Source organism: Allorhizobium sp. nf9_anc, from assembly GCF_056323085.1.
Genome location: NZ_CM150481.1, coordinates 312,796 through 326,852 on the forward strand (window position 1 = coordinate 312,796; position 14,057 = coordinate 326,852).

A 14,057-nucleotide genomic window follows, 5' to 3' on the forward strand; every position below is an offset into this window, starting at 1 on the left:
GAATCCGTTGGAGTGATTACGCGGGATAAACTGCCTGGACTTCAGGTTGCGGCGCCCTCCCTGAACCACTCGCCAAGCTTCAGGCGCAGGGCGAAGATGCGTTGGCTGATAATGCGGACGGAGACGGGGGAGCCGGTCGCCTCGCTCTCGAGTTCGGTGGTCGGCTCGATCAAGGCGCGCATCTCTCCTTCGTTGCCGATCGCCGTCAGTGCTTCCGCATCACGCGACAGGCTGCCGAAGACGACCTTGCCGTCGGAGAAGCGGAGTTCGGCGATGTCGCCGGAGACGAGCTGCTTGGCCTGTTCGGCAGAGACGACGGCCTGGACGACCGGTGTCGCGGTCTCGTCGACCACTTCGACGATCGGGTCGCCGGCCATCACGGTTGAGCCTTCGCCGGCGCGGGTCGGCAGGATCCGGCAGTCGCAAGGCATGTTGACGCTGAGCGTTGTGCCGGACACGGATTGCAGGGTGTAGAGGACCTCGCCGCGGGTGGCGCCGAGATCGAGGTAGGAAATCTGGCCGCTGGCGATCGCCCGCAGCGGTTGACCGCCGGCGGAGAGCACGGCGAGCTGCTTCACCTCTTTCGAGAAGACGCGCTCATAGACGAGATTGGCAGCGATGCCGGCAAGGGCGAGGCTGGCGGCCACGGTGGCAGCGGTCTTCAGGCCGCGCCCGACCATGTTGCCGATACCCGCCTGAGTTCCGGGCTTCTTGCCGCCTGAGACGGCTGCCCGTTCCCGCAGGCTGATGATGCCGTCGACGGAGGTGATGTCACCGGCGATATAGCTGTTCAGAAGATAGCGCAGCGTCGGTAGGTGCTCGCCCGTCGGCTCGAGGAAGTCGAGCCGCACTTCGCCGGTCTCGGCATGGGTCCGGCTGATGCGAACATTGACCTGCAGCGAAATCGTGTAGCCGTCGAAATCGAAACGCAGGACGGCGATGCGCTCCTTGGCTTCGAGCTCGGGGCCGGCAAGGCCCGACACGGAAGCCGAGACCAGGGACAGGCTGCGGCCACTGAACTGTCGGCCGTCAATGACGGCGATGAAGGGGATATTGGTCTTCGGATGCTCCGTGCCCGTGTCGAGCAGCATCGGGAAGCTTTCGGCCTGTCCGGTGTAGCCCTGGGAAGCGGTGTCGCGTGCGGCCTTCGTTTCGATATCCATGGTTACGGTCCTTCGGGAGTTAGATAATGTTGCCGACATAGGCCACGCCGAGGATGAGCCATCCAAGCGCGAGGCAGTGCATGTAGGTGGAGCTCATGGCCCGCCAGCGCTGGCCGAGCGGGATCGCCCGGGCCGATCCGGAGCCCGACTGGCGGGTCCATCTCTGGCGGTCGAGGCGGAAGAGAATGAAGCTTTTGACGACCGCGCCGCCGACCTGGCTGAAATACAGGAGGAAGGGATAGGTGATCGGGAAGCTCTGGCCTCTGAAAGTCATGATAACCGTGCAAAAGAGGTAGCGGGTGAACATGACCCAGGCGATGTAGATCGGCAGGATCCAGGGGCTGACAAAGAAGGCGGCCAAGAGGATGCTGGCGGGGCCGGCCAACGTCGTCCAGATCGAAAGCGCCTGGTCGAGGATCGACCACCAGGTGAAGTAGCCGATGCGGGAGGCGGGGAGCGCCAGTGCCCGGGCGTTGGTGCGCAGCATGTTGCCGAACCAGCGGGTCATCAGCGTGGTGGCGGATTCGAAGAAGCCGTCCTTGGGCTGGGTTTCGATCGACAGCGTGCAGAGATCCGGCAGGTAGAGCATCTTGTAGCCGCGCTGCAGCAGCCAGTACCAGGTGGACTTGTCGTCGCCGGTCAGGAAGTGGACGCGGCCGAGACGCCAGTGGTCGATGAAGTCGTTGCGGACGAGATCGACGAAGCCGGGATCGGTTGCGAGGCTTGCCCGGAAGATCGACATGCGCCCGGTCAAAGTCAGCACGCGCCCGCCCAGCGACATAGACGACATCATGACGTGACGCTGCGAGAAGCGGAGGTCGAACCAGTCGCGGAACAGGCGGCCACCCTGGGTGTCGCTCAGTTCGTCTGTCGTCACCGCGCCGATGGTCGAATCGGTGAAGAAGGGAATGCTGCGATCGACGACGTCATGGGGCACGCAGCTGTCGCCGTCGACGAAGATGACGATGTCATTGCGGCCGGGATTGAGCCTGGCAATGGAGCGCAGCGAGGTGGCGAGCGCGTCACGCTTGCCGGTGCCCTCGATCTTGTCGATCTTCAAACCGACGGTCGCTTCGCGGCCGGGATGGTTGAGGGCAACCGATGCCATGACCCGGCGGATGAGGCGTGCATCGGCCTCGTCGACGATGGAGGCGACAATGGTCGCGCCGCCGGTCGCCCGGAAGGCGGCCTCGAAGATCGAGCGATAGACGCGGGTCGAGATTTCCGGGGCGATCTTGTAGGTGGTGACCAGGAAATAGGCATGGTCCTTCAGACCCCGGGCTGTGTATGCCTCGGCGGCCTGACGGCGCCGCCGAGGATAGGCGAAGTTGAGGAAATAGGCGGCCCGCGCCAGGTTGATCCCGGCCCAGGCATAACGCCAGGCGCCAATCAGACCGACGGTGATCAGGGTGCCGGAGACCGCCGAGACGGTCGGGTGTGGCACGCTGAGCGCCAGGATCGTCATGGAAAGGATGTAGATGACGTGGGCCAGCATCTTTCCGCTCCTTACCAGCAAATGCCCTGGTAGGTGCCGGACGAGCGAATGTCCGGCCGGATGCGCAGAAGATCGACCATCGGGATCTTGTCGCTCGACTGATCGAGAACCGGCATGGCTTCGGCATAGTGGTTGCCGACCAGGATGACATCCGAGGTGTCGATCAGATCGTCGAGTTCGCCGACAAGCCGGTTCTTCAGGTCGATAGCGGTGTCATTGCCGCGACCGGCGCCGCTCATGCCCTCCGCATAGGCCTGCTGAACGAAGGGGTCGTAGATTTTCAGGTCGTAGCCCTTGGCGATCAGGCGCGAAGCAAGGCTTGCGAGCGGGCTCTCGCGCAGGTCGTCGGTGCCGGTCTTGAAGCTGATGCCGACCATGCCGATGGTCTGGCCGCCCATCTGGGAGACCATGGTTTCGGCGCGGTCGATCTGGGCTTCATTGGCTTCGAGAACAGCATCGAGCAGGGAGCTCTGGACATGGGCTTCCTTCGCCAGATGGCGAAGTGCGCGCACATCCTTGGGCAGGCAGGAGCCGCCGAAGGCAAATCCAGGACGCATGAAGTAGGGCGAGATGTTGACCTTGAGATCCGAGCACAGGATCTTCATCACCTGCTGGCCATCGACGCCGCAGGCCTTGGCGATGTTGCCGATCTCGTTGGCGAAGGTCACCTTGACGGCACGCCAGGAGTTGCTGGTGTACTTGATCATCTCGGCCGTCGCGAGCGGTACGGAATGGCAGACGCAGGGCAGGCCGGCGTTGATCTCGTGCAGGATCTTGTCGGTGGTTTCGTCGATCGCGCCGAAGACGATCAGGCCCGGATCGTAATAGTCCTCGATTGCCGTGCTTTCGCGCAGGAATTCGGGGTAGTAGCCGACGCCGAAGTCCTGGCCGGCGACTAGGCCGGAGGCGGCTTCAAGCGCCGGGATGCAGACCTTGTCCATGGTGCCCGGCACGATGGTCGAGCGGACGACAACGGAGTGGTATGCCTTCTTGCGGGCGATTGCCTCGGCGATCGCCTCGCAGGCCTTCACGACATAGGTGAGGCCGACGGAGCCATCCGGTGCGCTCGGCGTGCCGACGCAGACGAAGGAGAGGTCGGTTGCGGCAATCGCCTCATCAATATCAAGCGTTGCCCGCAGGCTGCCATTGGCCACCGTCATCTCGATCAGCGGCTCGAGGCCCTTCTCGACGATGGGTGTCTTGCCTCGGTTGATCGTGTCGACCTTGGCGGGGTCGATGTCGACGGCCACCACTTCGTGTCCGTCCTTTGCGAGGCATGCCGCGGCGACCACGCCGACATAACCAATCCCAAATACGCTGATCCTAGCCATTTGCTGCCCTCTACCTGGCGGCGCGACCCGCTTGGGGCCAGCCGTTCGTTAACATCTGTTAATCTCGGCTGTAGGATTGGCAGCATTGCCTTCACGATCAAAGTCAGGAAAATACGATAGGTGTCAGGAAAATCCTGACCAATGACAAGTTTATTTCAGAATATGTTCATAAATTTCGAGCGAGCACGAAAAAAGCCGCAATCCATAGGATGCGGCTTCCGGAAGTTATATTGTATTATATCTAGTGTTGCAGCCATCCTACGCTTATAGCGTAGTTGACTATATCTGAGCGCGTTCTCAGGTCGAGCTTTTTAATTGCTCTATACTTGTAGGTCTCGACTGTCTTTGCGCTGAGCTGTATGTCGGCGGCGATTTCCTTCATCGCCTTTCCCAGGGCGACGTGACGAAGGACAAATTCCTCCTTCGTCGACAGTTTTCGCTGGTCCAGCTCGCAGGATTGCAGTGAACGGTCTGATAGAGCCAGCACGGTCTCGTCGATGACGACGTCGCCGGCATGAACGCTCTTGATGGCGCGCAACAGGCGCGGGCTTGCCACCGTCTTTGTCACCACGCCGCTATAGCCGCGATTGATGTAAGTCTCGCCCGACAGGGTTTCCCGCGCATCGCAATAGGCGATCAGTTTTGCTCCGGCGCGAAGGTCCTGTAGTTGCAGCCCGCATTCCGCAAGCGTCCGATCCAGGAAGTTCGGATCTGCCACCATCACGTCTGGCTCAAGCCGTTTCACTGCTTCGCACAACTCCTGATCGCGTTGCGCCAGGATGATCGCATGCAGTTGGCGGGTTGAGTTGATCAGGAAGTTCAGCCCGTCCACGAGGACGGGATTATCGTCGAGAACAAGCACCCTGATCTTGCTAGTGTAATCCATTGCAGCTCCAATCTTTCGACAACGCCACAAAACTCCTCTCCGGTCACAACCGGTTGAATAAGTTTCATTCACCGAGCCAGCACCGGAATGGTCCGGGAGAACGGGCAAGGTGTCAAGATGTTGCAGTGCCGCGAAAATTCTAGACAAATTGTTGGCCTACAAAATCAAGGTTTAGAGGCGTGCATCACTTTCCCAAAAAATTATCGTTCTTTAACAGTATTATAAGCCAATTTACTGGTGGGAATCCGATGGTTGCGATTGGTACCGTTGCAATTTTGCGATGCGAAAAACTGTCCATTTTTGGGTCACCAAGGATCCTTTCGATAGCCGCTTTATAAGGAATGACGGATGAGAATTTCGCTGTGGGATGAGCCGCGACCCTTGCCAAATCAGGCAGGATTGTGGCGACGCAGGCCGCTCACCTGCGATCTATCGTCATCCCCGAAATGATATTCTCTGTCGTCCCCGTCACGATACCTGACGGAATCGTGATTTGGCGGAGGCTAAAGAAGCTATCAGGCGAAAATGCAGCAGCGACATGATTGTCGCAAAAGGGCAAACGGCGAAGGGGCCAGACTGTGTCTCTACAGTCGGCCCCCGAGCGGTGGATTGCTTCCAATGGTTGTGTATTCTGGTGGCTTAGGCCGCGGTCTCCAGGGCCTGGAAGTCTCGCTGCGAGCCATAAGCCGGCGGTTGAATGGCGCTGGTGCTGACCAGCCTCAGAACTTCGTCGGCAAAGGCTTGCGCATTCATAACCGCCTTCTCACCTCCTGTGGACAGAGCGCCATCGAGTTTGCGAAGCGGGCGATGTATGTCGAACATCTCGCGAAATGCCGCGCGTTCCGCGATCGGCGTTTCCAGCACATTGATCTGCTGCTCCGACAACAGTCGCTTCACGGCCTGCATCGAGCGGGTGGTGATCGCCGGGTTGACGCGGGAGAGGACTACCGAGTGGGGGATGCGGATGCCGGCCTTGCGGTCGAGATAGCGCAGAAGGTCAAGAACCTGCGCGCCGCCCTGGGCGTCCATGCTTGAGCCCTGGATGGGGACGAGCACATGATCGGACAGTCCGACTGCGGATGCGAGAAGCGGGGATTGGATCCCCGGAAGATCGACGATGACAAAATCCCACTGGCTGCGCCGCTCATGCACGATCTTCTGGATCGTCGGGGCGGAGACATAGGTCTCGACCGACAGCCTCGGCATCAATGCTGCACCTTCGTACCACTTGGAGAACCAGCGCTGAGGGTCGGCGTCGATCACGCAGACGCGGTAGTTGCGATGGAGAAGTTCGGTGGTCAGGAGGAGGGCCGCAGTTGTCTTGCCTGCGCCACCCTTCGTATTCGCAAAGGTGATCACTGCCATCGGGTATTCCTGTTTCGTGAAGCGGGAGCCGGAATCGCTCATGCGGAGGCACAGGACATCGTGCATCTGGAAATATAAAGAAAACTGGTTAACAGAAAATTACGAGATTTAGGGAGGCTGGGCCGGTCGCCCCGGTTTCCAAGCGTTTTGCCGTCAGAGCGGATTCTATACTCGGCGGGTGCGCGCTTTCCATGTTAACCTTTGCCTCGACCCGGCGTTCGGAAGGTGATGCGAAAAATAGAAAATACTTATGCTGCAGCGCACAACATATAATAGTACTTTTGGTCTTTACAGGTTGTGTCGCTTTGCCTATGCATAATGACAGACACCGTGGAGGCGGTGTCTTTTCAAGGGAGGACATCATGACATTTCTTCGCAAGCTTGCGCTCAGCGCAAGCGTGATTGCACTCGGCTGCTCTTCGGCTCTCGCTGCAGACCTGACCGTCGGCTTCTCGCAGATCGGTTCGGAATCCGGCTGGCGTGCGGCTGAAACATCCGTCACCAAGCTGGAAGCTGAAAAGCGCGGCATCGAACTGAAGTTCGCCGACGCACAGCAGAAGCAGGAAAACCAGATCAAGGCCATCCGCGGCTTCATCGCCCAGGGCGTTGACGCCATTCTCGTTGCTCCCGTCGTCGCAACCGGCTGGGAAGACGTTCTGACGGAAGCCAAGGAAGCCGAAATTCCGGTCATCCTGCTCGACCGCGGCGTTGACGCTCCGCAGGATCTCTACCTGACCTCGGTCGCTTCCGACCAGGTTAAGGAAGGCCGCGTTGCCGGCGAATGGCTGGCCACGACTGTCGGCGACAAGCCGTGCAAGGTCGTTGAACTGCAGGGCACCGTCGGTTCGACGCCTGCGATCAACCGCAAGAAGGGCTTCGAAGAAGCCATTGCCGGCAAGGCGAACATCACCATTGCCCGCAGCCAGACCGGCGACTTCACCCGCGCCAAGGGCAAGGAAGTCATGGAAGGCTTCCTGAAGGCTGAAAACGGCGGCAAGGACATCTGCGCGATGTATGCCCACAATGACGACATGGCCGTCGGCGCCATCCAGGCGATCAAGGATGCTGGCCTGAAGCCGGGCACCGACATCCTGGTTGTCTCGATCGACGCTGTTCCGGATATCTTCGCCGCTATGGTTGCCGGCGAAGCCAATGCGACCGTGGAACTGACCCCGAACATGGCAGGTCCGGCCTTCGATGCACTCGACGCATTCCTGAAGGACGGCAAGCAGCCGGAGAAGTTCATCATCACGGAATCCAAGCTCTACACGCCTGCGGACAACCCGCAGGGCGAGTATGACAACCGCAAGGGCCTCGGTTACTAAGGTAACCCTCCCGGCAGGACCCCGCCCTACCCTGGTGGCGGGGTCTCTGTCGCTTTCTCCCGGCTTTAATCGGGGATAGCTTTATGGGAGAGGGGGAAGAGGCAATGACCGAGCATCCATCGATCGTGCTTGCGGCGGCGGGCATCACCAAGACATTCGGCAATCATACGGCGCTCGACGGCGTCGATATCGCGTTTCACCGGGGCGAAGTGCATGCACTTCTCGGCGAAAACGGTGCCGGCAAATCCACGCTGATCAAGATCCTGACGGGCGCCTATATTCCAGATGGCGGGACGATCACACTTGACGGCGAGGTCGTGAACTTCACCACGCCGCAGCAGGCCCAGACGCTCGGCATCGGCACGGTCTATCAGGAGGTCAACCTCCTGCCGAACATGACCGTCATCGACAATCTCTTCATAGGTCGCCAGCCGACCAACCGCTTCGGTCTGGTCGACAAGCGTCGGATGGAGCGCGAATCCCGCGAGATTCTCAATACATATGGCCTCGACATCGACGTGAAGGCCGAACTCTCCACGTTCTCGGTTGCCGTTCAGCAGATCATTGCGATCGCCCGTGCCGTCGAACTCTCCGGCAAGGTGCTGATCCTCGATGAGCCAACAGCAAGCCTTGACCGGTCCGAAGTCGAGAAGCTGTTCGGCATTGTCCGGCAGCTGCGCGATCGCGGTCTCGCCATCGTCTTCATTACCCACTTCCTTGATCAAGTCTTTGAATTGTCGGACCGCGTGACGGTCCTGCGCAACGGGCGCCTCGTCGGGACGCAGGCGATTGCCTCGCTCGACCGCACCAGCCTGGTGCGAATGATGCTCGGCAAGGATCTCGCCTTCCATCATCCCGATGTTCTCGGTGAAGAGGGCGAAGTGGGCGAGACGCTGATGGAATTCGATGGCTTCGGGCTTTCCAACAGCGTGCAGCCCTTCGATCTCAAGATCCATCGCGGCGAGGTCGTCGGCGTTGCGGGCCTCCTTGGCTCCGGGCGTACCGAGATGGCGCGGCTGATGTTCGGCATCGATCAGGCCGATAGCGGATCGATCAAGATCGATGGTTCAAGCCGCCAGGTCCGCAATCCGCGTGAAGCGGTCGAACTCGGCTTCGGCTTCTGCCCGGAAGATCGCAAGATCGACGGCATCTTCGGCGACCTCTCGGTGCGCGAGAATATCGTGATTGCCATGCAGGCGCGGCTCGGCTGGTTCAAGGCGCTCAACCGCGACGAACAGCTGGAGATCGCCGGCAACTTCATCGAGGCGCTCGACATCCGCACGGCTTCTGCCGAGCTGCCGGTCAAGCTGCTCTCGGGTGGCAACCAGCAGAAGGTGATCCTCGCCCGCTGGCTTGCGACCGATCCGCGTTTCCTCATCCTCGACGAGCCGACGCGCGGCATCGATGTCGGCGCCCATGCCGAAATCGTGCGCATGATCAGCCGGTTGCGGGAAGATGGGCTGGCGCTCGTCGTCATCTCGTCCGAACTCGACGAAATCGTCAGCTATTCCTCGCGTGTCGTCGTCATGCGCGATCGCAAGATGGTCGCCGAGTTGCATGGCGCCGACATCACCCCCGGCGTCATCGTCCAGACCATTGCCGCCCAGCCGGCGGAGGTCGAGGCATGAAAAGGCTTTCCATGTCCCGCATCATTTCCCCGCAGCTCCTGGCACTTGCCGGCGTGCTGTTCTTCAACTGGCTGGTCTTCCCCGGCTTCTTCAACATCACTTGGCAGGATGGCCGTTTGTTCGGCAGCCTGATCGACGTCATCAATCGCGGTGCACCTGTCGCGATCCTGGCAATCGGCATGACGGCGATCATCGCGACCAAGGGTGTTGATCTCTCCGTCGGCGCCGTGATGGCAGTTGCAGGCGCGGTTGCCGCGACCTGTGCGGTTGCCGGTCAGCCCCTGATCGTGACGCTCGTCGCAGCGCTTGCGATCGGCATCCTCTGTGGTCTGTGGAACGGTATTCTGGTTGCCTATCTCGGCATTCAGCCCTTCGTTGCGACGCTGGTGCTCATGGTAGCGGGGCGAGGGGTGGCGCAGCTGATCACCGAGGGGTCGATCGTGACCTTCTCCGATCCCGCGCTCATCTTCGTCGGCACGGGCAATCTGTTCGGACTGCCGATGCCGGCTGTCATCGCGATCGTGCTGATGATCACAGCGCATCTCTTCATGCGACGCACGGCGATCGGACTGTTCATCGAGGCGATCGGTATCAACCTGTCGGCCGCCAACTATACCGGTCTGCGCAGCAAGCTCGTGATCCTGTGCATCTATGCCTTCGGTGGCTTCTGTGCCGCGACCGCCGGCATCATTGCCGCCGCCGATATCCGCGGAGCGGACGCCAACAATGCCGGCCTCTGGCTGGAACTCGACGCGATCCTCGCGGTCGTCATCGGTGGCACCTCGCTGCTCGGCGGACGCTTCTCGATCCCGATGTCGGTGCTTGGCGCCATCATCATTCAGGCCATGAATACGGGCGTCTTGGTTTCGGGCTTCCCGCCGGAATTCAACCTGATCGTCAAGGCCGGCATGATCATCATCATCCTGGTGCTGCAGTCGGCCCGGATCGCCCAAGTGCTCGGCCGCAAGTTCGGCCCGCGCCAGGCACCCGCCACGACCCCGCCCCAGACCAAGACCCAAACTTCGGGACAGGCACGATGAATCCGCGTTATCGCCCTCTCGCCGCGACCACCCTCATCTTCGTGATCGCCTATGCCATCTGCATCTCCCAGTATCCGGGCATGTGGTCGACGCGCGTCTTCGGCAACTTCCTGACCGACAACGCCTTCCTCGGCATTGCTGCCGTCGGCGCGACATTCGTGATCATTTCCGGTGGCATCGATCTCTCGGTCGGTGCGGTGATCGGCCTGACCGGCGTCATCACGGCCATCCTCATCTCCTGGGTCGGCATCCATCCGCTGGCGGTGTTTGCGATCGTGCTGGCGCTTGCTGCCACCTTCGGCGCCTCGATGGGAGCCGTGATCCATTTCCTGCAGGTGCCGCCGTTCATTGTGACGCTGGCCGGCATGTTCCTGGCGCGCGGTTTTGCCTCTGTGCTCAGCCAGGATTCCATTCCGATCGACCACGAATTCTATCGGACGATCTCCAGCCTCTATTACCGGCTTCCGGGTGGCGGGCGTCTCAGTGCCATTGGCCTCCTGATGCTTGCAACATTCCTGGTGTGCGGTTTCATCGCCCACAAGACGCGCTTCGGTTCCTATGTCTATGCAATCGGCGGCAATGCCACATCCGCCTCGCTGATGGGCGTTCCGACAGGCCGGGTGACGATCGGCATTTATGCGCTCTCGTCGTTCCTAGGCGGGCTCGCCGGCATCGTCTATTCGCTCTACACCTCGGCGGGCTACCCGCTGGCGGCTGTTGGCATCGAACTTGACTCGATTGCAGCCGTGGTGATAGGCGGAACCCTGTTGACAGGCGGTTACGGTTTCATCTTTGGAACCCTGATCGGGGTCATGCTGCAGGGCCTTGTCCAGACTTACATCGTCTTCGATGGGACGCTCTCCAGCTGGTGGACTAAAATCGCCATCGGGTTCCTGCTGTTCATGTTCATCTTGCTTCAGAAGCTGGTGTTTACCGCGCAGACCGGGCGTACGCGCCTGAAGAAGGCCCCTGCATGAGTGAGCCGGGGAGCCTTCTTCGCTCCCTGTCCGGGCGGTCGACGGCGCGTAATTACCATTCGCATGTGATCAACGAGATCGGGGCCGGGGTCATCTCCGGCCGCTATGCGATTGGCACCACGCTGCCGAACGACGCGGAACTGATGGAAGAGTTCGAGGTGTCACGCACCGTGTTGCGCGAGGCTTTGAAGACTTTGGAAGCGAAGGGCTTGCTCGAGGCTCGGCCAAAGGTCGGCACCAAGGTCGCCAAGAAAAGCCGTTGGAGCCTTTATGATCCGCAGGTGCTCGCCTGGCACCTGGAAGCTCCTGTTGATGCGGAGTTTCTGTCCGGGCTGCATGAGGTGCGCCGTTCGCTGGAGCCGCAAGCGGCGGCCGAGGTTGCGCGGCGCCGTACCGCTGACCAGATCCGCCTGATGCTCTACTGGATCCACCAGATGGAGACCTCGCTCGGTTCGCCGCAGAACTTTGCGCTTGCCGATTTCGAACTGCACCGCATCATTGCGGATGCCGCGCACAACCCGTTCGTGCGCGCTCTCTACGGGCTGATCGAACTGGCGCATGCCTTTGCCTACAAGACCCAGATCGATGAACCCGATCCCTGTGTGCTCGACAAAATCCTCGAGAGCCACAAGTTGCTGGTCAACCGCATCGAATATGGCGACGAGGCGGGGGCTCGCCAGGCTATGCTGGATTCGATCGAGCAGGACAGGGCGATTGCGGCTGCCGTGAGGTAATGGCGGCTCAGGCTTCCGGCGACGGGCTTAGAGCGCCAGGGCGTCCTTCAGTGTCCGGGCTTCCGCGACCGACAGATCGAGGTCGGCCTCTATGTGATCGATGTGATGCAGCATCAGATGCGTCGCCTTTTTGACGTCGCCCTTTTCCAGCGCATTCAGAATTTCGTCGTGTTCGTCATGACCGCAGCTCGAAATGCCGGTCCGACCATAAAGCGCGATGACGAGGGAAGAGCGGGCGACGAGCTCATCCATGAATTTTTCCAGCACCTGGTTTCCGGCAACCTTAGCCAGCATCAGATGGAAATCGCCTGACGCCTTGATCTCGGCGCGTCTTGCGTTCGCACCGCGTTCGGTGCGGTACCGCGCCTCTTCCTTCAGGTGTTCGCGCAGGGCGGCGATGTCGGATGGCGTGATGCGCTCGGCGGCGGCAGCAATAATGCCAGCCTCGATCAGGCGGCGCGATGAGAAGACCTGGCGCGCCTCTTCCGTGCTCGGATTGGAGACGAAGGCGCCGCGGTTGCGTTCTGTCTTCACCAGCCCCTCGAAAGCGAGCATCTGCAGGGAGTCCCGCACCACCGTGCGGCTGACGTCGAACAGAGTGCCGACTTCGGCTTCGGAGAGCTTGGTGCCGGGGGCAAGCCGTCGGTCGACGATCGCATCGCGCAGGGCATCGCGGATCGCGCGGGCGCGATCTTCAAGGTTGGGGTCGAGTTGCCTGCGGAGCGAGCTCTTGGCGTTCATTGATCCATCCGGTGTTCGTCTCTGTTGTAGCTCGCCATGAGCCATTGGGGAAGATCGTGAGAAGACCAAATGCCGTCTAGATTGCATACAATCTGATCTCACTAATGATGACAATCGATTAATTGCTGTGCATGCAGTCTCTCCATGTGCTCAATCCTTTTGCGGTGCAGCAATGCGGCCCATGGGAATCAAGCACTTAGCGAGATGGCCGCAAACTGGCACGGCTTATGCATCGTCTTGAGCGACACCAAGGAGCCGCCATGACGAAAGCCGCCGACATCGAACTTGCCGCCGTTACCAAGACCTACGGGACGTCGACTGCGGTTCATGCCATCAGCCTGAAGATCCCGGCCGGTACCTATTGCTGCCTGCTCGGACCGTCCGGTTGCGGCAAGACATCGACGCTCAGAATGGTCGCCGGGCATGAAAGTGTGTCCTCCGGCGACGTCGTGTTCGGCAATACCAATGTCACCACGCTGCCGCCTGCGCAGCGGGGGACTGCGATGATGTTCCAGTCCTATGCTCTCTTCCCGCATCTCGATCTTGTCGACAATGTCGCCTTCAGTTTGAAGATGAAGGGTGTCGACAAGGAGACCCGTCGCGGACAGGCGATAGAGATGCTTAAGCTCATGCAGCTCGAGCCTTATGCGAGCCGTCGTCCGGCCCAGCTGTCCGGTGGACAGCAGCAGCGTGTGGCGCTGGCGCGTGCGCTGATCACCAAGCCCGAGGCGCTTCTGCTCGACGAGCCGCTCTCGGCGCTCGATCCGTTTCTCAAGATCCGCATGCGGGCTGAACTCAAGAAGCTGCAGACCTCGCTCGGCATTACCTTCGTGCATGTGACCCACAGCCAGGAAGAGGCGATGGCTCTCGCCGATCTCATCGTCGTCATGAACGAGGGACGCATCGAGCAGGCGGCTACGCCACGGGCCGTCTTCGAGCGGCCCGCGACCGCCTTCGTCGCCCGCTTCATGGGGGATCACAATGTGCTCTCCGGGCGCATCGTCGAGCGCACCGCTGAGGGCTTGTTCATCGAGGTTGTCGGTGGCGGTCGCTTCTTCGCGCTCGGTGCTGCACCTGTCGAGGATGAAACGGCCGATATCGCCATCCGCACGGACCATGTGCGCATCGGCGCCATGCCGACCGATGGCCTCGGATTCGACGGCATCGTCTCGAATGTCGAATATCTCGGCGCCAAGGTGAAGCTGACCGTCACCACCGCCTTTACCGATGAATTCACCGCCGTTCTTTCGGACGCGGCCTTCTTTGCCTCCCCGGTTCGCGTCGGGGAAGGCGTCACCCTGTCATGGGATCAGCCGGATTCGATCGTCCTCGGACGCATCGTGAAGTGAAGCCAAACCAATAAAACCAGGAG

Annotated in this window: 12 protein-coding genes; 6 read left to right on the plus strand and 6 right to left on the minus strand. The window is 60.6% G+C overall.

The features are described from left to right. Window positions 1-41: 41 nt before the first annotated feature. From AC02Y0_RS01340 to AC02Y0_RS01360, 5 genes are all read right to left on the minus strand, one after another. Entirely contained in the window at window positions 42-1,163 is a 1,122-nt protein-coding gene (locus AC02Y0_RS01340) for a pilus assembly protein PilZ (protein ID WP_476381797.1), read from the minus strand. A 19-nt stretch (window positions 1,164-1,182) separates the two neighbouring features. Continuing rightward, window positions 1,183-2,658 carry a glycosyltransferase gene (locus tag AC02Y0_RS01345; RefSeq protein ID WP_476381799.1) on the minus strand — a complete coding sequence of 492 codons (1,476 nt, stop codon included), beginning with the start codon at window positions 2,656-2,658 and terminating at the stop codon, window positions 1,183-1,185. Window positions 2,659-2,669: 11 nt separating this feature from the next. After that, complete coding sequence (locus AC02Y0_RS01350; protein ID WP_476381801.1) at window positions 2,670-3,989, minus strand: nucleotide sugar dehydrogenase; 1,320 nt, start codon at window positions 3,987-3,989, stop codon at window positions 2,670-2,672. A gap of 241 nt (window positions 3,990-4,230) precedes the next feature. Further along, window positions 4,231-4,875, minus strand: a complete 645-nt coding sequence (locus AC02Y0_RS01355; RefSeq protein ID WP_476381802.1) for a LuxR C-terminal-related transcriptional regulator — start codon at window positions 4,873-4,875, stop codon at window positions 4,231-4,233. Between the two features lie 639 nt (window positions 4,876-5,514). Beyond that, window positions 5,515-6,240, minus strand: coding sequence for an AAA family ATPase (locus AC02Y0_RS01360; protein ID WP_476381804.1), 726 nt, complete (start codon window positions 6,238-6,240; stop codon window positions 5,515-5,517). Between the two features lie 362 nt (window positions 6,241-6,602). Here AC02Y0_RS01360 and ytfQ point away from each other — a divergent pair, with 362 nt between their 5' ends. The 5 genes from ytfQ to AC02Y0_RS01385 all read left to right on the plus strand — a co-directional run bounded on the left by ytfQ (window position 6,603) and on the right by AC02Y0_RS01385 (window position 11,944). Then, entirely contained in the window at window positions 6,603-7,565 is a 963-nt protein-coding gene (gene ytfQ / locus AC02Y0_RS01365; RefSeq protein ID WP_102018649.1) for a galactofuranose ABC transporter, galactofuranose-binding protein YtfQ, read from the plus strand. Window positions 7,566-7,669: 104 nt separating this feature from the next. Continuing rightward, window positions 7,670-9,193: a sugar ABC transporter ATP-binding protein gene (locus AC02Y0_RS01370; protein WP_444556079.1), complete on the plus strand. Its 1,524-nt coding sequence runs from the start codon at window positions 7,670-7,672 to the stop codon at window positions 9,191-9,193. Next, window positions 9,190-10,233 carry an ABC transporter permease gene (locus AC02Y0_RS01375; protein WP_444556080.1) on the plus strand — a complete coding sequence of 348 codons (1,044 nt, stop codon included), beginning with the start codon at window positions 9,190-9,192 and terminating at the stop codon, window positions 10,231-10,233. Before AC02Y0_RS01370 ends, AC02Y0_RS01375 begins: the two co-directional genes overlap by 4 nt. Further along, window positions 10,230-11,210: a galactofuranose ABC transporter, permease protein YjfF gene (yjfF, locus tag AC02Y0_RS01380; protein ID WP_102018646.1), complete on the plus strand. Its 981-nt coding sequence runs from the start codon at window positions 10,230-10,232 to the stop codon at window positions 11,208-11,210. Before AC02Y0_RS01375 ends, yjfF begins: the two co-directional genes overlap by 4 nt. Next, window positions 11,207-11,944 (plus strand): FadR/GntR family transcriptional regulator, encoded by a 738-nt coding sequence (locus AC02Y0_RS01385; RefSeq protein WP_476381807.1) that lies wholly within the window; start codon window positions 11,207-11,209, stop codon window positions 11,942-11,944. The genes yjfF and AC02Y0_RS01385 overlap by 4 nt, the downstream gene beginning before the upstream one ends. Window positions 11,945-11,971: 27 nt before the next feature. Here the strand turns inward: AC02Y0_RS01385 and AC02Y0_RS01390 are convergent, their stop codons facing one another. Then, entirely contained in the window at window positions 11,972-12,685 is a 714-nt protein-coding gene (locus AC02Y0_RS01390; protein ID WP_476381808.1) for a GntR family transcriptional regulator, read from the minus strand. A 260-nt stretch (window positions 12,686-12,945) separates the two neighbouring features. Between AC02Y0_RS01390 and AC02Y0_RS01395 the strand changes: the two genes are divergently transcribed. Continuing rightward, on the plus strand, window positions 12,946-14,034 hold the full coding sequence (locus tag AC02Y0_RS01395; protein WP_476381810.1) for an ABC transporter ATP-binding protein: 1,089 nt from the start codon (window positions 12,946-12,948) through the stop codon (window positions 14,032-14,034). Window positions 14,035-14,057: the final 23 nt, after the last annotated feature.